Below are 19938 nucleotides of genomic sequence, written 5' to 3'. Positions count from 1 at the left end.
GGCCATGTCCCCCTCCCCAGACGGCGGGCTGCTCCAGTCCGCATCAGTGTCCGGTTCGCCATCCGCCAGAACAGACGAGGCCCATGCGCTCCCACCCCACCGCTGATGCCGAGACCGGCGTCGGCGAACCGCTCCGCAAGGTCCTCACCACGCGCCTGTTGTACTTCTTCATCCTGGGAGACGTCCTCGGCGCCGGTGTGTACGTCCTGATCGGGGAAGTGGCCGCCAAGTCGGGCGGTGCGGTCTGGGTGCCCCTCACCGTGGCGCTCCTGCTGGCGCTTCTGACCGCCGCTTCGTACGCGGAGCTCGCCACGAAGTACCCACGGGCCGGCGGCGCCTCGTACTACGCCACCCGCGCCTACGGCCCCGCCGTCGGCTTCTTCACGGGGTTCTGCATGCTGGCAGCGGGCCTCGTGTCGGTCGCCGCACTCGCCCGTGGCTTCGCGGGCGACTACCTGACCGCGTTCGTCTCGCTGCCGGTCGTGCTCGTCGCCCTCGTCTTCCTGGTCCTCCTGGGCCTGCTGAACGCACGCGGCATTCGCGAGTCGACCCGCGTCAATACCCTCGCCACCCTGGTCGAGACGGGCGGTCTGCTGCTCGTGGTGGGGCTCGGTGTGTGGATCGTCGCGCGGGGCGACGGCGACGTCGGCAGGCTCACGCAGCTCGGCACGGACTCCGCCTCACCGGCGGCTGCGGTTCTGGCGGGAGCGGTCCTCGCTTACTACTCCTTCGTCGGGTTCGAGACCTCGGTCAACGTGGCCGAGGAGACGCTGGATCCGGCACGCTCCTACCCCCGCGCCCTCTTCGGCGCGCTCGCCACCGCTGGAACCGTGTACGCCGCCGTCGGCGCGGCGGCCTCCGCGGCCGTACCCACCGCCACCCTGGCGGCCTCCGACGGCCCGCTGCTCGAAGTCGTCCGCGCGGCCGGCGCCGTCCCACCACGTCTGTTCGCGTTCATCGCCCTGGTCGCCGTCGCCAACGGGGCGCTGCTTACCGGGATCATGAGCTCACGCCTGGCTTTCGGGATGGCCCGCGAGGGGCTCCTGCCCGCGTTCCTCACCCGCGTTCTCCCGGCACGCCGCACCCCGTGGGCGGCGATCGCCGCCACCACCGTGGTGTCCGCGCTGCTCGCCGCGACCGGCGAGATCGACGTCCTGGCGGGGACGCTCGTCCTGCTCCTACTGGTCGTGTTCCTGACCGTGAACACCGCCGTACTCGTCCTGCGCCGACGCGACCCATCGACCCCGGACACCGCTCGCTTCCGCGCACCCACGGTCGTACCCGTGCTCGGTGCACTCTCGTGTGTGGTCCTGGCCACCCAGGTGGAGGGCGAGGTGTGGGTCCGCGGCGCCATCCTGATGGCAGTGGGCGCGGCCCTCGGAGCCCTCGTCCTGTGGCAGCGCCGACGTCAGCCGGCGAAGGAGGTGTCCCTCCAGGGCGTGGGCCGCTGATCCCGGATATCCGTTTTGGTTGACCCTCCCGGGGAAGGCGCGTGGCATGGACCAATCGAGGGCACCCGTACTCGACGCACTGTCCGCCTACCACGAGAGCGGTTAGACCCCGTTTACGCCGCGGGGCACAAGCAGGGGAGGGGCGCCGACCCGTGCGTACGGGCCGTCCTCAGGGGACGCGGTCTTCGGATCCGACGTGCTGGCCACCAGCGGCCTGGACGACCGTACGTCCTCACACGGGATCATTGAAGACGCGCAGGCCCTGATGGCTGACGCCGTCGGGGCGGATCATGCGTTCTTCTCCACCTGCGGAAGCTCGCTCTCGGTGAAGTCGGCCATGCTGTCCGTTGCCGGGCCGCACGAGAAGCTGCTGGTGAGGCGCGATGCCCACAAATCCGTCGTCTCAGGCCTGATCCTCTCGGAGATCACTTCCATGTGGGTGGACCGCAGTGGGACGCCGAGCGCCACCTCGCCCACCCGCCGACTTCGAAGCAGCCTTCACCGAGGATCCCGACGCACGCGGCGCGTTGGTGACCACCCCGACTCCCTATGGCACGTGCTCGGACCTGGCTGCGATCGCAGAGGTCTGCCATCGGCGCGGCCGGCCGTTGATCGTCGATGAAGCGTGGGGCGCCCACCTCTCTCCCACCTGGGCCATGGACGCGGGTGTCGACGTGTGCGTCACCTCCGTCCACAAGCTGAGGGCTGGAGCAGAGCTTCGTCTTCCACCGAAACCTGGCTCAGGCGATGAGGAGAACCCCGTGCAGACGTTCCTTCCGTTCGCGTCCTTCCACGCCTCGGCAGCCGTGCTCGACGGACGCCGGCTGGGGAAGCAGCGGGTCGAGGCCGTGCAGGTGCTGCGGGGGCTGATCGTCCCGGGCTACGGGTGGCGCAGGCATCCCGCCGTACGGATGTGGGCGGGCTACGAGGAGGCGCTCGTGCGCTACGGGTTGGACGTGTGCGCGGTCTGGACGGCCGAGGGGCACCGGGACACATGCGCCGTCACCCTGGTCCAGGACTTCCGCGGATGGCTGCCGGGCGGCGCGCCGAGGACGCAGGACGAGCTCGCCGCGGACGGTGATCTGCCGCCGTGGCTCGGCGCACCCGCGTTCCACCTCAGCCACCGGTCGGCGCTCGTGCGCAAGGACCCCGACTTCTACGGAGAGCACTTCCCCGGTGTACCGGACGACCTGCCGTACGTCTGGCCGTCATCCGACCGCGACGAGGGCGCTCGGGACGGCTGAGCGGGAGGCGGCCTACTGCGGACCTGCTTCGCCGTCCAGCGCCGCGAGTCCGTCCCGCCAGCGTGTCCGGCGTTCCGTGCCGGTCTGCTCCCACCACGGGGTGCCGCGTTCGCCGAGGGCGACTTTGGCGGTGTGAACACGGCCGCGGGCTTCGCGTTCTGCCTCCTCGTCGCGCGACCGCAGGGCGGCGCCGACCGCACGCCGGGCCGCCATCAAGTGCCTGCGCAGACGCGCGGCGTCATCGGCGGGGAGGTCCGGGTCGGTGGCCCGCCATCGCCTGCCGTCGATGACGACGTAACGTCCGTCCGCGGTGTGTTCTGGCCGGGAGTTTCGCGCCATCACGTGCTTCGGCCGTCGCGGGAGTACGCGCGCTCCGTGCGGAGTCGGGTGGGGGAGGGGTGTCGTCGCTCTCGCGCCTGCGGTGTCGGCATGCGATCGGATCCTGACGCTGGAAGGAGAGGCGTCACCATCTTGGGTGCGGGAGCCGCAGGGCGCATGTCCGTGGGGAGGTCGCCTCGACCGGCGGACCGCGTTCAGGCGTTGCTGAGGTCATGGCGGCCCGCGCGGAGATCGGCCAGGAGGCGGGCGGCGTCCGTGAGGAGCGTTCCCTGGAGGGTCGGGGCCGCTGATCGGCCGTCCGGATGGGTACGGGAGTTCCTCTGCACCTCATCCAGCCGGGACGAAGCCTCCTCGATGGCGCGGTCGATACGGCTGTCATCCGACCTGGATCTCTTCCCGATCTCGTCCATCGCGCCGGCCGCGGTTCTGAGGACGGCGGCGAATCCGGTGCGGAAGGTCGGTGGGAGGTTCTCGATCTCCTGGCTGTCCACGGCGTGGTCCAGGGTGCGGGTGATGGAGCGCAGGTGGTCCAGTGAGCGCTGGGCGATGGTGACCGATGCGCGGGTTCGGGGAAGGGCGCCGGCGGCTCCTTCGAAGCTGTGCCGGGGGTTGAGGAGGCCGTTCTCCTCCTCCGTCTCGATGTCGCGGTGGAGGTCCTCGCAGTCGCGGGAGAGGCGGCGCCAGTCCTTGCGCCACTGCCGTACCCGGTCGGCGTCGGGAGTCGTCGCCTCGAAGGTGTCGGCGAGGCCGGTCATCCGTTCGCTCAGCTCGGCGTAGAGATCGGTGGCGGCCGTCTGCCGGCGGCGGGCGTGGCGTGCGGGAGCGAGCACGAGGTGGGCGGTGAGCCCGCAGACCGCGCCCAGCGCCACCGACGCGGCCAGGTGGCCGATGTAGTCGATCCGCCCCTGACCGGAGGAGAAGGCGAAGAACCCCACGATGGCGACCTGCGTGCCCTGCTGCCCCAGCCGCCGAACGCGGCCGAGCCACAGCGCGGCCAGGGTGAGGAGACCGAAGGTCCAGCCGTGGATGCCCGCGGTCGCGGCCAGCGCGGCGGCGAGGGCGGCGCCCACTGCCATGGCCAGGGCGTACTGGGCACAATCGCGCAGGGAGCGGTACACGGTCGCCTGCAAGGCCACCATCGCCGTGTACGGCGCGAACGTCGCCACAGCGGGCGGCAGGACATGCCGGGCTGCCGTCCAGGCCACCATGGCCGCCACGACCGTCTTCGCCCCCAGGAGCAGGGCGTCCCGCTCACTGCCAGGCGTCCGCACACCGCGCCACGCGCGTGCGACGGCCTGCGCGGCGGCCGACTTCGCCCGTCCCGGAATTGTTCCCGGCGCGCTGAGCCACTTCGGCACGACGCCTCACCTCCCTTGGGGGCGTCTGCCCGTACCGCGCCTGCCGACGCGGGACCTCCATGTGACGTGATCGAGGTCTGATGGACGGCGCCGATCAGGATGGCGTCCGGTACGTCGTGGTCCGCATCGGAGTCGGCGAGGAGGTCGGCGCCCCGGGTCATGGAGCGGGCAAGAGTGGGCAGGCGCGACGTTGCGGGGAGCGTTTCCCGCAGCCAAGCCGGCTTTGTGGGCCGGATGCCGAAAGACAGAAGGGGTCGACTCGTGTCGAAGGTAGAAGAGTCTGTTGAGGTGGATGTCCCCGTACGGACCGCCTACAACCAGTGGACGCAGTTCGACTCGTTCCCTCACTTCATGGATGGTGTGGAGCGGATCGAGCAGCGGACGGACACCATGACGCACTGGGTGACGAAGGTCGCCGGTGTGGAGCGGGAGTTCGAGGCGGAGATCACCGAGCAGATCCCCGATGAGCGGGTCGCTTGGACGACGCTGGGTGGCGAGGTCAAGCAGGCCGGTGTCGTCACCTTCCACCGCCTGGACGACACCCGGTGCAAGGTGATGCTCCAGCTCGACTACGACCCCGAGGGCTTCGCCGAGAACGTCGGCGACAAGCTCGGCTTCGTCAAGCGACGGGTGACCGGCGATCTCAAGCGGTTCAAGACCTACATCGAGGACCGAGGCCGCGAAACCGGGTCCTGGCGCGGCGAAGTCTGACCTCGCCGATGCCGCTCATGCCACCGGGCCCCAGGACTGTCACGTCCTGGGGCCCGGTGGCATGTAGGCACGGGCCCGCCCCCGGTAGGTGTGCAGAATGCCTCGACGTGGCTGAGGCGTCGTCTCCTGCAGTGCCAGGCCGGCAAGCTGCCCGACGGCGGTCAGATGCGCTGGGCGCGGTGAAGCAGGGCGTGCACCCCGCGGTGTCGGAGTGCGGCCTGTGCGGCGTTCGCGCCGGGTGCGCCGTGGACCCCTCCGCCGGGGTGGGCGGCCGCGGAGGCCAGGTAGAGGTTCTTCACGGGAGTCTCCGGACGGCCGGTTCCCGGTGTGGGGCGGAAGATCAGCTGTTGGTGGAGGGCTGTGGTGCCGTTGTTGATGGCGCCGTTGTGGAGGTTCTCGTTCATGGACTGGAGGGTGGTGGGGGACAGGATCCGGCGTGCGGCGATCAGGGCACGGAAGCCGGGTGCGAAGCGTTCCACCTGCGCTTCGACGCGGTCGGCCATGGCTTCCTGCTCGCGGGTGTCCCAGGTGCCGGTGATGCCGTCCGGGCCCGCGTCCGCGGTGATGTGCTGCGGGAGATGGGTGTAGGCCCAGGCCGACTCCGTGCCGGCGGGTGAGCGGCTGGGGTCCGCTGTGGTCATCTGGCCGAAGAGGGCGAAGGGCTCGTCGGGGACGTGTCCCGTGGCGATCTGCGAGGCGAAGCGGGTGAGACCGTTCAGGCCGTCGGCCACGTGGACGGTCCCCGCCCCGGCCGCGCCCGGAGCGCTCCAGGGCACGGGCCCGGTCAGGGCCCAGTCGACCTTGAAGGTCGCGAAGTCCCACTGGAAGCGTTCCAGGTCACACAGGAGGCGCGAGGGGAGGTGCTCCTCGCCGACGAGGTCGCGGTACAGCGCCGGTGCCGAGGTGTCGGCCAGTACGGCCCGGTGCGCGCCGACGGTCTCCCCGGTTGCCGTACGGACTCCGACCGCGGTGCCGCCGCGCACGACGACGGACGCGACGCGCTCCCCGCAGCGGAGAACACCTCCGAGACGCTGCAGGCGGCTGACAAGGGCACCGGTCAGGGCGCCGGCGCCGCCGATGGGGACGGGGAAGCCGTGGCTCTGGGCGAGCATCGACATGAGCCAGCCGAAGCCGCCGCTGCCCGCGGCCTCGGGGGCCAGGTCGGCATGGAGGGCGTTGCCGGCCAGTAGCAGCCGGCCTCCTTCCCCGGTGAACTCCTCCTCGCCCAGACGCCGCACCGGCAGGGCCAGTTTCCGTGCCAGTCGCAGCCCTCCAGAGGTGCGGAGCTTCGCGGCCGCCCGGAGCCCTGCCCGGACCGGAGGGAAGGGGGTGAACAGGGCCCCTACGAGATCGGGGCCGATCCGGTCCCAGACGCGGCACATGTCCTGCCAGGATTCGCCGTCGGCGGCCGCGAACTGCGCCAGCCCCGTACTGGTGTCCTCGACCCGGCGCTCCAGGACCGCGCAGCGGCCATCGAGCAGGGGGTGGGCCAGTACGGAGGGGGCGTGGCTCCAGCGCAGGCCCTCGTTGGCGAGGTCGAGGCGGGCCAGGACCGGGGACGCGGCCGCGAGCGGGTAGAAGGCGCTGAAGAGGTCCGACACGTAGTCCGGGTGTACCCCGCGGTCGCTGCGTACGGCGCCTCCGGGCTGCCCCTGTGCTTCGAGGACTTCGACGGTCCATCCGGCGTCGGCGAGCAGGTTCGCGGCGACGAGTCCGTTGGGGCCGGCGCCGATCACCACCGCGTCAGGCACGGAGTACTTCCGCGGGCTGCTTTTCCACGAGCCGGGCCAGGCGGGCCAGCATGCCGCGGTGTCTGAGCTGGAGCGCCGCTTCGCTCACGGGGTTGTGCAGGACCCCTCCCAGGCCGCGCAGGGGGTGCTCGTCACAGACGATGAGGGTTTCCTCGCCCCAGGGCCTGAGCTGGAGGAAGATCCGCGCCGTACCAATGGACTTGAAGGACGCCTCCAGCTCCAGTTCCTTACCCGTCTGCTGGTGGCGGACGGTGGTGATGCCCTCGACGGACCAGGGCCCCAACCGGATCGTGTACCGCAGCCGGGACCCGACCGCGGGCCAGGCGTCGTCGAGCGGCACGGACTCGGACGGGCCCACGACCCACTCCCCGTACAGGGCGGGGTCGGCGAGCACGGCCCAGGTCGTGCGAGGGGAACGATGGATGAGCTGATGACGTACGGCCACGGGAACTCCTCCTGCTGTCGTGATGACGGGGATGGGTTCTCGCCCGGTTCAGTGCCCGAGAGCGTTCCTGAGCTGCTGCTTGGTCATCGTCGAGCGGCCCTCGATGCCGCGCTTCTTCGCCTCCTGATAGAGGTCGTCCTTGGTGCGCTCGGACGAGCTGGCCCCGCCCTTGGACTTCTCGCCGCCTTGCTGCGAAGCGGACTTGCCCCGGGTTGAGCCACGGCTCGCGGTCTTGCTCTCACCCGACCGGGCACGCTCCTTGTTCACGGTCCGGGCCGCCATCTCCGTGGCCCGTTCCTCGGACATTCCGCGCTTCTCGCCGGATTCCTTGATGTGCTCGTACTGGCGCTCGCGCTTGGCGCTGGATCCTCGTGGCATGACATCGCCCTTCTCGGATGATGCACGGATGGGTCTTGATGCGCTTACCCCGATCCAGGCGTTCTCCACGTGAACCTCAGGGACAGAACGGGACATCCACCCCTGCTCACGCCAGGAGATCACGGACAGCGTTCTCCACGACACCCTGGGTGGCGGGCTGGCCGTAGTCCGCGCCCTCGCCCATCTCGTCCAGGACAGCGGCGATGGTCGTGCCGTCCTCGAAGAGTTCCACGACGCGGGGGTTGATGTAGGAGGCACGGCACACCGCGGGTGTGTTGCCCAGATAGCCGGAGACTTCGCGAACGGCGCGCACTTCGGCGCGGTGTCGCTTGGCCTTCGACTCGCCGACCATCTCCGTGGAGACGGCGAGGGCCACGGCGGCCAGGACGGTGGCGTGCCAGGTGCGGAAGTCCTTGGCCGTGAGGTCCGTGCCGGAGCCCCGCTGCAGGTACTCGTTCAACTCGGCCGCCTGGACGTCGTGCCAGACCCTGCCCTCCCGGTAGGCGAGGAGCTGCGGACCGTCGTCGCGAGGCCGCAGAAGCGCCCGGATGATCGCGTAGGCCGCCGGGTCGACCAGCGTGCGGGTCTGGTCCTGACCGGACTTGCCCGGGTAGCTGAAGTGAATCTCGTGGCGGCTGCAGGTGACATGGTCGCGCAGCAGGGTGGTGAGGCCGTACGAATCGTGCGCACGCCGGTACGCCTGGCCGCCGGCCCGGAAGAAGCCGAGGTCCATCAGGCGGGCACCGCAGGCGAGCACGCGGTCGCGGCTCAGGCCGCGCCCCGCGAGGTCCCGCTCGATCTGCGCGCGCAGGCGCGGCAGCTCCGCGGATACCGCGAGCACGTGCTCGTGCTTGGACGCCTCCTGCTGCTCCCGGAAGCGAGGGTGGTACAGGTACTGGCGGCGGCCCGCGGCATCCGTACCGATGGCTTGGACGTGTCCGTTAGGCCAAGGGCAGATCCAGACGGCCTCCCACGCCGGGGAATCACCAGGGCCCGGATCCGAGCCCGCTCGGACTCGTCCGTCAAGGGTGCCCCCGACGCGTCGAGGTAGCGGAATCCCCGGCCGTGCCGGACCCGCCCGAATCCCGGCCGCTCGGGGGTGCTCGTCCGGAGCCGCATGGTCACCCCGCTCCGCGGGATCGGCCCTGTGGCGCGACGATGACCGGTGGTGCTCCGGGGACCCCATGACTCGTCATTGACACAGTGGCCGCCTCAGTCTGCCGATCGTCGCGACCGGATCCCTCCACCGTAGGCCCGGCGACGGTACTCCACCTCTCAGGGCGATCTTGGGGAGGGGCACGGGCCGGCGCCGAGCCGGTCGGACCCCGTAGGTACGTCCGGCGCACGTGCCGGGGCATCGGCCCGGGGGCGTCGGTCCGGGGCCCTTGCAACGGATGGCGACTGGTGAGCCGTCGGCCTGGATGCCGCGACCCGACAGACCTTTCCGGCCACGGCACTACAGTGAGGTGTCACTCGGGAGCACAGCGCCCCGGCCTTCTCCCTCGTGGTACTGGTTTCAGGGGCCGGGACAGCGAAGGAGCCGCGCATGGGCGCCCAGCCCCATCGGGGCCGACCGGACGAGGGACGCGCCGACGCCCTCTTCGGCATCGAGGAGATCGACACGGGTCGGGAAGCACACGTACCGGCGGATGCCGGCCCGCTGTTCCGCGACTCCCCGGCCGCCCGTCGGCTGTTGGCAGTACGGGAGATCCGTGCCGAGCCCGCCGCCGCGGCCTCCCCGCGCGGCCGCCGGATCATCGCCCGCTTCCCGGACGCCGAGATCGTTCCTGTGGATTCGCACTGGGGGATCCCGGACCTGCACGGCAACGCGGGCAACGTCGACCGCTGGGTACGCATCAAGAGCGAGGTCCTGGTGCTGGGGGAGAAGAAGACGCTCACCACACGCCCCAACGGACGCTCCGCGGACTGGATCGCGCCCGGCCCCGCCAACGGCTGCGCGATGGCCTGCGCCTACTGCTACGTACCGCGCCGCAAGGGCTACGCCAACCCGATCACGGTCTTCACGAACATCGAGCGCATCATCGCCCACCTCTCCCGGCACGTCGCACGCCTCGGCCCCAAGACGGAGGCCAACCAGTGCGACCCCACGGCCTGGGTCTACGACATCGGAGAGAACAGCGACTGCTCCGTCGACGCCCTGATCAGCGACAACGTGGCCGACCTGGTGCGGGCATTCGCCCGCTGGCCGTCGGCCAAGGCCTCCTTCGCCACCAAATTCGTCAACCCGGACCTCCTCCTGCTCGACCCGCGCGGCCGGACCCGCGTGCGGTTCTCCGTGATGCCGCCGGAGGACTCCAAGCTGCTGGACATCCGCACCAGCCCGGTGGAGAGCCGTATCGCCGCCGCCGGAGACTTCCTGGAAGCGGGCTACGAGGTCCACTTCAACCTTTCACCCGTCGTGCTGCGTCCCGGGTGGGACACGGACTGGGCCTTGCTCCTGCGGCACATGGACGACGTCCTGCCCGCATCGGTAAAAGGCCAGGCCGCCGCGGAGGTGATCATGCTGACCCACAACCATGACCTGCACGACCTCAACCTCGGCTGGCACCCGCGCGCCGAGGACGTCCTGTGGCGGCCCGACCTCCAGCAACCCAAGCGCTCCCAGAACGGCAGCTGGAACGTCCGCTACCGGGGCGGCGTCAAGGGTGAGGCCGTCGAGACGATGCGCACGCTCGTGGCCACGCACGCCCCGTGGCTACGGATCCGGTATGCCTTCTGAGGCCGGTCAGGCCGGTCAGGCCGGTCAGGCCGGTCAGTCCGGTCAGGCCGGTCAGGCCGGTCAGGCCGGTCAGGCCGGTCAGGCCGGTCAGGCCGGTCAGGCCGGGTACGGCCGCCCGCTTAAGGGCCACCCGGGCGGGCAGGCGCCTCGTATGTCGATCGCCCGTTCGGACCGGCCCGAACCGTGTCGGGTCCGAACCGGCACAGGAGTCCGGGAATGACGTGTGCGACCGGCGCGCCGGTAGGTGTCCCATGTGTGGCTTGAGTGGAGAGGTGCGTTTCGACGGCGGGCGGCCCGATCTCGCCGCGGTCGAGAGGATGACCGATGTGCTGGAGCCGAGGGGGCCCGATGGCAGGGGTGCCTGGTCGCAGGGAGCGGTGGCGCTGGGGCATCGGCGCCTGAAGATCATTGATCTGTCCGAGCGAGGCGCTCAGCCCATGACGGACCCGCATCTGGGCCTGACCGCCGTTTTCAACGGCTGCGTCTACAACTACCGGGAACTGCGGGGCCGTCTCGAAGGACTCGGGCACCGCTTCTTCTCCGACTCGGACACCGAGGTGGTCGTCAAGGCCTATGCCCAGTGGGGGCCGGAGTGCGTCGAATTCCTCATCGGCATGTTCGCCTACGCCGTGGTCGAGCACCACACCGGACGGGTCGTCCTGGCCCGTGACCGGCTCGGCATCAAGCCCCTGTACGTCACCCAGGACGACGACCGTCTCCGCTTCGCCTCTTCCCTGCCGGCCCTGCTGGCGGGCGGAGGGGTCGACACGTCCCTCGACCCGGTGGCCCTCCACCAGTACCTGAGCTGGCACGGCACGGTGCCCGCGCCCAGGACCGTGCTGCGCGGCGTTCGTAAGATTTCCCCGGCGACCGTTCGTGTCATCGAACGGGACGGCACCCACCGTGACCACTGCTACTGGCAGCCCTCGTACACCCGGCACTCCGATCTCGGCGACGCCCCGGGGCTGTGGAAGGAGGCGCTGCACGACGCGCTGCGCACGGCAGTGCGGCGGCGCACGGTCGCGGACGTCCCGGTGGGCGTGCTCCTGTCGGGCGGCCTGGACTCCAGTCTGATCGTGGCGCTACTGGCCGAGCAGGGGCAGGAGGGTCTCGCCACCTTCGCGATGGGCTTCGAGGCCGAGAACGGTGAGGACGGCGACGAGTTCCGCTACTCGGACCTGATCGCCCGGCGGTACGCCACGGACCACCACCAGTTCATGATCACCTCTGATCGGCTCCCGTCCGCGCTGGAAGCCGCGATCGGTGCGATGAGCGAGCCGATGATCAGCCACGACGCAGTGGCCTTCCACATGCTGTCCGAGCAGGTCTCCAAGGAGGTCAAGGTCGTTCTCTGCGGCCAGGGAGCAGATGAGGTCCTCGCGGGCTACCACTGGTATCCGCAGATCGCGGCCGCTCCCCGAGCGGATGCGGACGAGGCGTACGCGACCGCGTACTTCGACCGGACGCATACGGAGCTCACCGCCATGCTGAACCCCGGCTTCGCCGTCGCCCACGACGCCTCGACGGACTTTGTCCGCACGCACATGGCGACCTCTGGCGCCGACAGCGCCCTAGACGCGACGCTGCGCATGGACGTCCACGCGCTCATGCCCGACGATCCGGTCAAGCGGGTCGACAACATGACGATGGCCTGGGGTCTGGAGGCCAGGGTGCCGTTCCTGGATCACGAGCTCGTCGAACTGGCCGCGGCCTGCCCGCCGGAGCTGAAGCTCGCGCAGGGCGGCAAGGGGATACTCAAGGACATCGGCCGTACTGTCTTGCCGAGGGAGATCGTCGACCGGCCGAAGGGATATTTCCCCGTACCGGCCGTGCGGAATATGGCTCCGCCCGTGCTGGCCCGCGTGCGCGAAGCCCTGACGGCTCCGGAAGCCCGCCACCGTGGAATCTTCGACGAGCGCTTCGTGGCGCGATTGCTCGCGGAACCCAATCGCCATCGCACGAAACGCGGGGCGAACACGCTGTGGCAGGTGGCCTCCCTGGAAATATGGCTACAGGCGCACGGTATCCACTGACCGGTCGGGATTCGAAAGAGACTTGGGAGAGGCGGCCCATGCCCCCGCAGCGGACCAATCCCCTGGAGCACGTGTCGGAACCGCCCAGTGGAGCGGGCGGTTCCGTGATGTCGGCGCCCGTGGCGGTCCGGAGGCCGGACCATGGTGCCGCTGCCCCGGCAACCGCGCTCGCCGCCCACGGCTGCTGGTACCCCGCGCCCGATCCGACGGGCGAGCACGTGGCCTTCATCTGCGACCGGGCCGGGGTCCCGCAGTTGTGGGCCGGTCCCGCGCGTGGAGTCGAAGCCCGGCTACTGGACGGCGGGCCCGATCCGGTGACCGAGGTGTCCTGGTCGCCCGACGGCCGCTGGATCGCCTACACCTCGGCGCCCGGCGGCGGCGAGCAGACGCGGGTCATGGCGGTGCGGCCGGACGGCACCGGACGCCAGGTACTCGCGGGCGCGGAAACGGGCAGCTCGGCCCACCTCGGGAGCTGGACGCGTGACGGCGCAGCCCTCGCCGTCACCGTGGCCCAGCCGGCCGGGGCGGCCCCGCTCCAGACCGCGTCGGCTGCGCCCCGCGCCGACGGCGGGCTGGCCGCCTATCTCGTCGACCCCGACGGGGTCGCCTCGCCGGTGCTGATCTTCAGGGAAAAGGGCGCGGCCTCCCTGAGGGTCTGCGACCTGAGCGCGGACGGCCGATTCACACTCCTGCGCCGAGGTCCGCGCGGCCGGCGGCAGGCACTCGTACTCGACACCGCCTCGGGCCGAGTGGTGTCCTCTGTGCCCGTCGCTGACGGGGACCCGTGGATCGGCCGGTTCTCCGCCGACGCGCGCACGCTGTGGCTTCGCAGCGATGCGGAGAGGGAGTTCGCGGCCCTGCTGCGGGTACGGCTGGACGACGACGGCGCCTTCTGCGGCTCGTTGGTCGCCGCCGAGCGGGAGGGATCCGCCCTTGACCTGCTGAGCGTGCCCCACCACGGCCGGTGGGCCGGCCTCGCCTGGAACGCGCAGGGCGCCACGGAGCTGGAGCGCGTTCACCTCGGTCGCCCCCATCCGGCCGGAGCCCCCGGGCCTCCCTACCGGCCGGTCCTGCCCCACGAGGTGGTGACCCGATTGGCGCCCCTGGAGAGCGGCGGACTCTTCGCCGCCCTGTCAGGCTCCCGACGCCGGCCCGGCATCTGGGAAGTGGACGAGGCGTCCGGGCCCGCGCGCACGGGGTGGTCGGCACGGGACGAGGACGCGGTGCCGCCCGGTCGGCCTCCCGTACGCCCGGTTCCGCTGCGCTGCGAGGCCCGCGACGGGCTGGTGCTCGGCGGCTGGTACTACCGGGCACCCGGTGAGGACGCGGGCCGGCCGGCCCCGTGCGTGATCCACCTGCACGGCGGCCCGGAGGAACAGGAACGGCCGGTGTTCAGCCCGCTCTACCACGAGCTCCTGGGCCGGGGCCTGGACGTCTTCGCCCCGGACGTCCGCGGCTCGTCCGGATGGGGCCGTTCCTTCGTGGACGCGGACCTCGGCGCCCGCCGGTTCGCGGCGATCGACGACGTGGCCGACTGTGCGGCCCACGTGGTCTCGCTCGGATACGCGGACCCCCTGCGGCTCGGGGTGATGGGCCGCTCGTACGGCGGCTACCTCACCATGGCCTCCCTGGTGTGGCATCCCGAGCTCTTCCGGGCCGGGGTCGCCGTCTGCGGGATGTCGGACTTCGACACGTTCTTCGCCGGTACGGAGCCGTGGATCGCGCAGTCCGCGGCCGCCAAGTACGGCCACCCCCAGCACGACCGGGAACTCCTGCACGCGCTCTCCCCGATGAGCCGGATCGACCAGCTGCGCGTCCCCGTACTGGCCGTTCACGGGGAACACGACACCAACGTGCCGCCGACGGAATCCGAACAGTTCGTCCGCGCCGCGCGGGACCGGGGCGTACCGGCTCGGCTGCTGACGTTGAAGGACGAGGGCCACGAGTTCCTGCGGGCCGACAACCGGCGTCTGTACCGGCGTGCCGCGGCGGACTGGCTGGAGGAGCACCTGGGCTGAAGTCGGGCCCGACGGCCGGGGGTGGCGGTCGGGCCCGGACGGATTCAGAGCTTTTCCGGGTCCAGCTGTTCCAGGGGTTCGAGAGCCGGTCCTTGGAGGATCGCGCCGTCGATGCCGAAGCGGGAGCCGTGGCAGGGACATTCCCAGGTCCGTTCGGCATTGTTGAAGGCGACGAGGCATCCCAGGTGGGTGCAGACGGCGGACACGGCGTGCAGTCCACCCCTATCGTCGCGGTGCACGGCGCAGGGCTTGCCACCGCCCCTGACCACGGTTCCCTCACCCGGCTGCAGGTGCTCCACGGGGCCGTTGGTGCCGTCGCCGAGCGTGTTCAGGCGGTCCTTGACGAAGTGCTTACCGGTGTCCCACTGGACCTTGAGGAGCTCCGGGGCGGAGCGCAGCGCGGAGCCGAGGCGGGCGGGGTCGTAGAGACCGCCCCACGGCTCCTCATCGCCTCCGATGAGGGAAGCGATGACCGTTCCCGCCAGGACGCCGCCCGTCATGCCCCAACCCGCGAAGCCCGTGGTGACGTAAGCGTTTTCGCCACCGCCGGGCAGCCTGCCGATGAGGGGCAGGGTGTCCGTGACGCTGTTGTCCTGTGCCGCCCACCGGTGGGTGACGGTGAAGCCGGGGAATCGCTGCTCGGTCCAGGCCTGGAGGCGTGCGTACCCGGCCTCGGTGTCTTCCCCCTCGCCGGGGGTGAACGCCTCTCCCGTGACGATCAGTAGACGGCCGCCGTCGTCGAGCGGCGCCGTGCGGACCGACCGCTTGCCGCCCTCCTCGGTGATGTACACGCCCTGGGGATCGAGGCCGGCGGGCAGGGGGCCCGCGATCACGAGGTCGCGGTGCTGGGTCAGTCGAGCGGCCAGTAGGGCATGGTCGAAGACGGGGTGGTGGGTGGCCACCACGACGTGCCGGGCGGAGACTGTGGCACCCGAGTCGGTGGTGAGACGGCACGGATCGCCGGCGTCGAGGGTGGTCACGCGGGTGCCCTCGTGGATGCTGCCGCCGAGCGCGACGATGTCGGCGGCGAGGCCACGCAGGTACTTGAGCGGATGGAACTGCGCCTGGTCCTCCACCCTCACGGCTCCGGCGACCGGGAACGGCAGGCCGGTCACGGTGACGAACGAAGCGTTGAGACCGGCTGCCCGGGCCGCCCCGGCCTCCGCGCGCAAGGCCGCCACGCCCTCGGGATCGCGGCCGTACGTAAAGGCGGGACGTTCCTCCAGTTCGCAGTCGATGCCGAGTTCCGCGGCCACGTCGAAGACGTGGCGCAGCGCGCCGCTCTGGGACGCGGCGTACCGGCGGGCGGCGTCCTCGCCGTGCTCGGTCCGGAGCTTGTCGTACACGGCGGTGTGGAGGGCGGTGAGCTTTCCTGTCGTGTGCCCGGTGACGCCTCCCGCGAGCCGGTCCGCTTCCAACACGACGACTCTCAGCCCCGTGCGGGCGAGCTCCCACGCAGTGCTGAGTCCGACGATGCCGCTGCCGATCACCGCGGCATCCGCCTGCGTCACCCCCGAGAGAGGAGCGAAGGACGGCAGGTCAGCCGTCTGCATCCAATACGAGCGGCCGTCGTTCGAAAGTCGGTTCATACCCGGCGACTGCCCGGTCGAGCGGGGCCGAAGCATGTACGCCTCCCTTGGTGACTCTGTGTCCGACGGTGCGTACCCCGGTGTGGAACTCCGGACAAATCCGGTTGATCGGTACGACCGGGGGCACGCGCACCCTGAGAGCGCACGGGCAACTCGAACAAGGCCTGGCAACGTGATCGCGGTTCGTATGGAGGCGTCATGAGAGCACTCACCTGGCACGGTAAGCGCGACGTACGCGTCGACACCGTGCCCGATCCCACGATCCGCGACCCGGACGACGTGATCGTCAAGATCACCACCACCGGCCTGTGCGGATCGGACCTGCACCTTTACGAGGTGCTCGGGGCGTTCCTGGACCCCGGCGACATCCTGGGGCACGAGCCCATGGGCATCATCGCGGAGGTCGGACCGCAGGTCACCGCCGTCAAGCCGGGGGACCGGGTCGTGATTCCCTTCAACATCTCGTGCGGCTCGTGCTTCATGTGCGACCAAGGCCTCCAGTCCCAGTGCGAGACGACGCAGGTCCATGAACAGGGCAGCGGAGCCTCCCTGTTCGGTTACACCAAGCTCTACGGCCAGGTTCCCGGCGGGCAGGCGGAGTACCTGCGCGTCCCCTTCGGCAACTCCCTCCCGATCCGGATCCCCGAGGGTCCGGCCGATGACCGCTTCATCTACCTGTCCGACGTGCTTCCCACGGCCTGGCAGGCCGTCGAGTACGCGGCCGTGCCGCCGGGCGGGAGCGTCGCCGTCCTGGGCCTTGGGCCGATCGGTGACATGAGCTGCCGGATCGCCGTCCATCGCGGTGCCGGCACGGTCATCGGCATCGACCTAGTGCCCGAACGCCTGGAACGCGCCCAACGGCGCGGCATCCAAACCCTCGACCTGCGGGAATGCGGTGACGGACTGGCCGAAGCCGTCCGGGATCTCACGGGCGGGCGGGGGCCTGATGCCGTCATCGATGCCGTCGGTATGGAAGCCCACGGAAGCCGCACCGCGGCCGTTGCGCAGGGCATGTCCACCCTCCTCCCGGATGCGTTGGCCGCGCCCCTGATGAAGCGCGCCGGCATCGACCGGCTCGCGGCGCTCCACACGGCCATCGACCTCGTCCGCCGCGGCGGCACCGTCTCGGTGTCCGGCGTATACGGAGGCGCGGCCGACCCCATGCCCCTGCTGACCATGTTCGACAAGCAGCTGCAACTGCGCATGGGCCAGGCCAACGTCTGGCGCTGGGTCGACGACATCCTCCCCCTCCTCAGGGACGGGGACCCGCTCGGCGTCGACGACTTCGCCACGCACCGCCTGCCGCTCGAACAGGCGCCGGACGCGTACGAGATGTTCCAGAAGAAGCAGGACGGCGCCGTCAAGGTCCTCTTCACCCCCTGAACCGAGCGGCTACCGCTCGGCGCAGCGAGCCCGTCCGGCAAATGCCGCGAGTCGCAGGACAGGCGAGAAAGCGCGTGCCGGACGGGTGCGAAAGCCGGGGCGTCGTTTGGCCGACGCCATTGGGTCATGGCTAAACCGTCCAGCAGCCCAGCCCACCATTTGACCAGGAGACGCAATGACCACGAAGCACACTCCCGCAACACCGGAGCCGGGCGCGGACGGTCTGCCGGGCAAGCCGGGCCCGGTCTCGCCGCCCCTCGCCGAGCCTACGCAGCCCGCGGAGCCGCTGCCGCCGAAGGCGGATCAGGACGGTCCGGAGACAGTGAGCCCCACCGGGCAGGCCACCGGCGCCGACCAGAGGCGCGTAGCGCAGAGCGGTGCCTATCTGACCACCGCCCAAGGCGCCCGGCTGCCCGACACCGACCATTCACTCAAGGCAGGAGCGCGCGGTCCGGTCCTCCTCCAGGACCACCATCTGCGGGAGAAGATCACCCACTTCGACCACGAGCGGATCCCAGAGCGGGTCGTCCACGCACGCGGCGCCGCTGCCCACGGCGCCTTCAAGGGCTACGGCACGGCCGGTGAGGTGTCCAAAGCCGCGTTCCTGGCGAAGAACGTGGAAACCCCGGTGTTCGTGCGGTTCTCCACCGTCCTGGGCTCGCGCGGCTCCGCCGACACCGTGCGAGACACCCGCGGGTTTGCCACGAAGTTCTACACCGAGGAGGGCACGTTCGACCTGGTCGGGAACAACATCCCCGTCTTCTTCATCCAGGATGCGATCAAGTTCCCCGACATCATCCACGCCGGCAAGCCGCACCCCGACCGGGAGATCCCGCAGGCGCAGTCCGCGCACGACACGTTCTGGGACTTCGTGTCCCTGCACACCGAAGCCACCCACCACACCCTCTGGAACATGTCCGACCGGGGCATCCCGCGGTCCTACCGGATGATGGAGGGCTTCGGGGTCCACACCTTCCGGCTGATCAACGCAGCCGACGAGAGCGTGCTCGTGAAGTTCCACTGGAAGCCGAAGCTCGGCGTGCACTCCCTGGTCTGGGAGGAAGCCCAGCTGATCAACGGCATGGACCCCGACTTCCACCGCCGCGACCTCGCCGACGCGATCGAGTCAGGCGCCTTCCCGCAGTGGGAGCTCGGCATCCAGGTCTTCCCCGACACCGAAGACCAGATGTTCGAGGGCATCGACCTCCTCGACCCCACCAAGCTCGTCCCAGAGGAGCTCGCACCGGTCCAGCCCATCGGGCTCATGACCCTGAACGCCAACCCCACCAACTACTTCGCCGAGACCGAACAGGTCGCCTTCCACCCCGGCCACCTCGTCCCCGGCATCGACGTCACCGACGACCCGCTGCTCGCCGGCCGCCTCTTCTCCTACCTCGACACCCAGATCAGCCGCCTCGGAGGCCCCAACTTCGCCCAGATCCCGATCAACCGGCCGCACGCCCCCGTCAACGACATGCTCCGCGACGGCATGCACCAGACGGCTGTCCACACCGGCGTCGCGCCGTACCACCCCAACAGCCTGGACGGCGGCTGCCCCTTCCTCGCCGGCGCCGACATGAGCGCCTTCATCGACACGCCGGTGAAGGTTCCGGCGGCGAGCAAGGTCCGCGAAGCACCCGCTTCGTTCTCCGACCACTACACCCAACCCCGGCTGTTCTGGCTCAGCATGGCCCCGGCCGAGCGCGAGCACATCATCGCGGCCTACACCTTCGAGCTGAACAAGTGCCACGAGCAGGCCATCAAGGAACGCACCCTGAAGGTCCTGGCCAACATCGACCCGCACCTGTGCGCGGAGGTGGCCACGGGCCTCGGCCTGCCGGCACCCGAAGCCACCGTGCCTCTCGTCGCCGCCGACCCCAGCCCCGCCCTCTCCCAGATGGGAGGCACCTGGCCGATCGACGGCCGCGTGATCGGCATCATCGCCGATCCGGCAGCCGACCTGGACGGCGTACGCACCGCACGGCAGGCCATCCTGGACGCGGGCATGGTGCCCCTCGTCATCGCCCCGACCGGCGGCACCCTCGACCCGGACGGTGACCCGATCGCCATCCAGCGCACCTTCGCCACCGCCCGCTCCGTCGAATTCGACGCCCTCCTCCTGGCCGGAGCTCCCGAAGTGGGTGCAGACGCCTACGGCGCACGCGACGCCAAGGCAGGCACCGCCCAGCCCCCGCAAGCCCCCGACCCGCGCGTCCTGCTGCTCCTCACGGAGGCGTACCGCCACGGCAAAGCCATCGGCGGCTGGAACGGTGCGGACGCGCTCCTCGCCGACGTCGGTATCACCTCGGATGAACCGGGCATCGCGTTGGCCGAGGACAGCGGAGCTGTGGTCGAGAGCCTTGCCGCAGCCCTCGCCGAACACCGGGCCTGGGACAGGTTCCCGTCCGACCTCTGACCTCGGCAGCCGCCGGGAAACGGGTCCACCGTCACCGTGGCGGCGGTGGACCCGTTCCCATGCCCTTACCTCTAAGCCCCCG

The 19938-nt window shown here is 70.6% G+C and carries 14 protein-coding genes and 2 pseudogenes; 9 read left to right on the top strand and 7 right to left on the bottom strand.

What is annotated here, in order from left to right:
- Positions 1-83 precede the first annotated feature (83 nt).
- From ACFYYB_RS26515 to ACFYYB_RS26505, 3 genes and pseudogenes are all read left to right on the top strand, one after another.
- The gene (locus ACFYYB_RS26515; protein WP_389438057.1) at positions 84-1451 is read left to right on the top strand and encodes an APC family permease; all 1368 of its coding nucleotides are present in this window, start codon (positions 84-86) and stop codon (positions 1449-1451) included.
- 46 nt (positions 1452-1497) lie between these two features.
- A pseudogene (locus ACFYYB_RS26510) lies at positions 1498-2167 on the top strand (ornithine decarboxylase); the annotation flags it as partial.
- 45 nt (positions 2168-2212) lie between these two features.
- Positions 2213-2695 carry an MSMEG_6728 family protein gene (locus tag ACFYYB_RS26505; RefSeq protein WP_389438448.1) on the top strand — a complete coding sequence of 161 codons (483 nt, stop codon included), beginning with the start codon at positions 2213-2215 and terminating at the stop codon, positions 2693-2695.
- Positions 2696-2707: 12 nt separating this feature from the next.
- Here ACFYYB_RS26505 and ACFYYB_RS26500 read toward each other — a convergent pair whose 3' ends face one another.
- Together ACFYYB_RS26500 and ACFYYB_RS26495 are read right to left on the bottom strand one after the other, a co-directional pair.
- Positions 2708-3034: a hypothetical protein gene (locus tag ACFYYB_RS26500; protein WP_389438056.1), complete on the bottom strand. Its 327-nt coding sequence runs from the start codon at positions 3032-3034 to the stop codon at positions 2708-2710.
- A 194-nt stretch (positions 3035-3228) separates the two neighbouring features.
- The gene (locus ACFYYB_RS26495; RefSeq protein WP_389438054.1) at positions 3229-4392 is read right to left on the bottom strand and encodes an aromatic acid exporter family protein; all 1164 of its coding nucleotides are present in this window, start codon (positions 4390-4392) and stop codon (positions 3229-3231) included.
- A gap of 261 nt (positions 4393-4653) precedes the next feature.
- Between ACFYYB_RS26495 and ACFYYB_RS26490 the strand changes: the two genes are divergently transcribed.
- A complete protein-coding gene (locus ACFYYB_RS26490; protein WP_389438052.1) occupies positions 4654-5103 on the top strand; it encodes an SRPBCC family protein in 450 nt (149 codons plus the stop codon).
- 161 nt (positions 5104-5264) lie between these two features.
- On the opposite strand, the gene ACFYYB_RS26485 is transcribed toward ACFYYB_RS26490, so the two are convergent.
- The 4 genes and pseudogenes from ACFYYB_RS26485 to ACFYYB_RS26470 form a co-directional block, all read right to left on the bottom strand.
- A complete protein-coding gene (locus tag ACFYYB_RS26485) occupies positions 5265-6854 on the bottom strand; it encodes a phytoene desaturase family protein (RefSeq protein WP_389438051.1) in 1590 nt (529 codons plus the stop codon).
- On the bottom strand, positions 6847-7299 hold the full coding sequence (locus ACFYYB_RS26480) for an SRPBCC family protein (protein ID WP_389438049.1): 453 nt from the start codon (positions 7297-7299) through the stop codon (positions 6847-6849). Before ACFYYB_RS26480 ends, ACFYYB_RS26485 begins: the two co-directional genes overlap by 8 nt.
- 48 nt (positions 7300-7347) lie before the next feature.
- A complete protein-coding gene (locus ACFYYB_RS26475) occupies positions 7348-7677 on the bottom strand; it encodes a plasmid stabilization protein (protein ID WP_389438047.1) in 330 nt (109 codons plus the stop codon).
- 106 nt (positions 7678-7783) lie between these two features.
- Positions 7784-8796, bottom strand: a pseudogene (locus ACFYYB_RS26470) (DNA topoisomerase IB).
- A gap of 427 nt (positions 8797-9223) precedes the next feature.
- Between ACFYYB_RS26470 and ACFYYB_RS26465 the strand changes: the two are divergent.
- The 3 genes from ACFYYB_RS26465 to ACFYYB_RS26455 all read left to right on the top strand — a co-directional run bounded on the left by ACFYYB_RS26465 (position 9224) and on the right by ACFYYB_RS26455 (position 14468).
- Complete coding sequence (locus ACFYYB_RS26465) at positions 9224-10417, top strand: spore photoproduct lyase family protein (protein ID WP_389438046.1); 1194 nt, start codon at positions 9224-9226, stop codon at positions 10415-10417.
- A 251-nt stretch (positions 10418-10668) separates the two neighbouring features.
- Positions 10669-12450: an N-acetylglutaminylglutamine amidotransferase gene (locus ACFYYB_RS26460; RefSeq protein ID WP_389438044.1), complete on the top strand. Its 1782-nt coding sequence runs from the start codon at positions 10669-10671 to the stop codon at positions 12448-12450.
- Positions 12451-12488: 38 nt separating this feature from the next.
- On the top strand, positions 12489-14468 hold the full coding sequence (locus ACFYYB_RS26455; protein ID WP_389438042.1) for a S9 family peptidase: 1980 nt from the start codon (positions 12489-12491) through the stop codon (positions 14466-14468).
- Positions 14469-14512: 44 nt separating this feature from the next.
- On the opposite strand, the gene ACFYYB_RS26450 is transcribed toward ACFYYB_RS26455, so the two are convergent.
- Complete coding sequence (locus ACFYYB_RS26450) at positions 14513-16057, bottom strand: FAD-dependent oxidoreductase (protein ID WP_389438041.1); 1545 nt, start codon at positions 16055-16057, stop codon at positions 14513-14515.
- 198 nt (positions 16058-16255) lie between these two features.
- Here ACFYYB_RS26450 and ACFYYB_RS26445 point away from each other — a divergent pair, with 198 nt between their 5' ends.
- Positions 16256-17440, top strand: coding sequence for a zinc-dependent alcohol dehydrogenase (locus ACFYYB_RS26445; RefSeq protein ID WP_389438040.1), 1185 nt, complete (start codon positions 16256-16258; stop codon positions 17438-17440).
- A 175-nt stretch (positions 17441-17615) separates the two neighbouring features.
- The gene (locus ACFYYB_RS26440) at positions 17616-19856 is read left to right on the top strand and encodes a catalase (protein WP_389438038.1); all 2241 of its coding nucleotides are present in this window, start codon (positions 17616-17618) and stop codon (positions 19854-19856) included.
- The last annotated feature ends 82 nt before the right edge of the window (positions 19857-19938 follow it).

It is taken from the genome of Streptomyces sp. NPDC002886, from assembly GCF_042888445.1.
Classification (GTDB): Bacteria; Actinomycetota; Actinomycetes; order Streptomycetales; family Streptomycetaceae; genus Streptomyces.
This window is presented reverse-complemented; position numbering and strand designations above follow the sequence as displayed.

Excerpts from the sequence above, each read along its gene's own strand:
- ACFYYB_RS26515 (WP_389438057.1), top strand. The coding sequence starts at position 84 with ATGCGCTCCCACCCCACCGCTGATGCCGAGACCGGCGTCGGCGAACCG.
- ACFYYB_RS26455 (WP_389438042.1), top strand. The coding sequence starts at position 12,489 with ATGCCCCCGCAGCGGACCAATCCCCTGGAGCACGTGTCGGAACCGCCC.
- ACFYYB_RS26440 (WP_389438038.1), top strand. The coding sequence starts at position 17,616 with ATGACCACGAAGCACACTCCCGCAACACCGGAGCCGGGCGCGGACGGT.
- ACFYYB_RS26500 (WP_389438056.1), bottom strand. The coding sequence starts at position 3,034 with ATGGCGCGAAACTCCCGGCCAGAACACACCGCGGACGGACGTTACGTC.
- ACFYYB_RS26450 (WP_389438041.1), bottom strand. The coding sequence starts at position 16,057 with ATGAACCGACTTTCGAACGACGGCCGCTCGTATTGGATGCAGACGGCT.
- ACFYYB_RS26465 (WP_389438046.1), top strand. The coding sequence starts at position 9,224 with ATGGGCGCCCAGCCCCATCGGGGCCGACCGGACGAGGGACGCGCCGAC.
- ACFYYB_RS26460 (WP_389438044.1), top strand. The coding sequence starts at position 10,669 with ATGTGTGGCTTGAGTGGAGAGGTGCGTTTCGACGGCGGGCGGCCCGAT.
- ACFYYB_RS26445 (WP_389438040.1), top strand. The coding sequence starts at position 16,256 with ATGAGAGCACTCACCTGGCACGGTAAGCGCGACGTACGCGTCGACACC.
- ACFYYB_RS26475 (WP_389438047.1), bottom strand. The coding sequence starts at position 7,677 with ATGCCACGAGGATCCAGCGCCAAGCGCGAGCGCCAGTACGAGCACATC.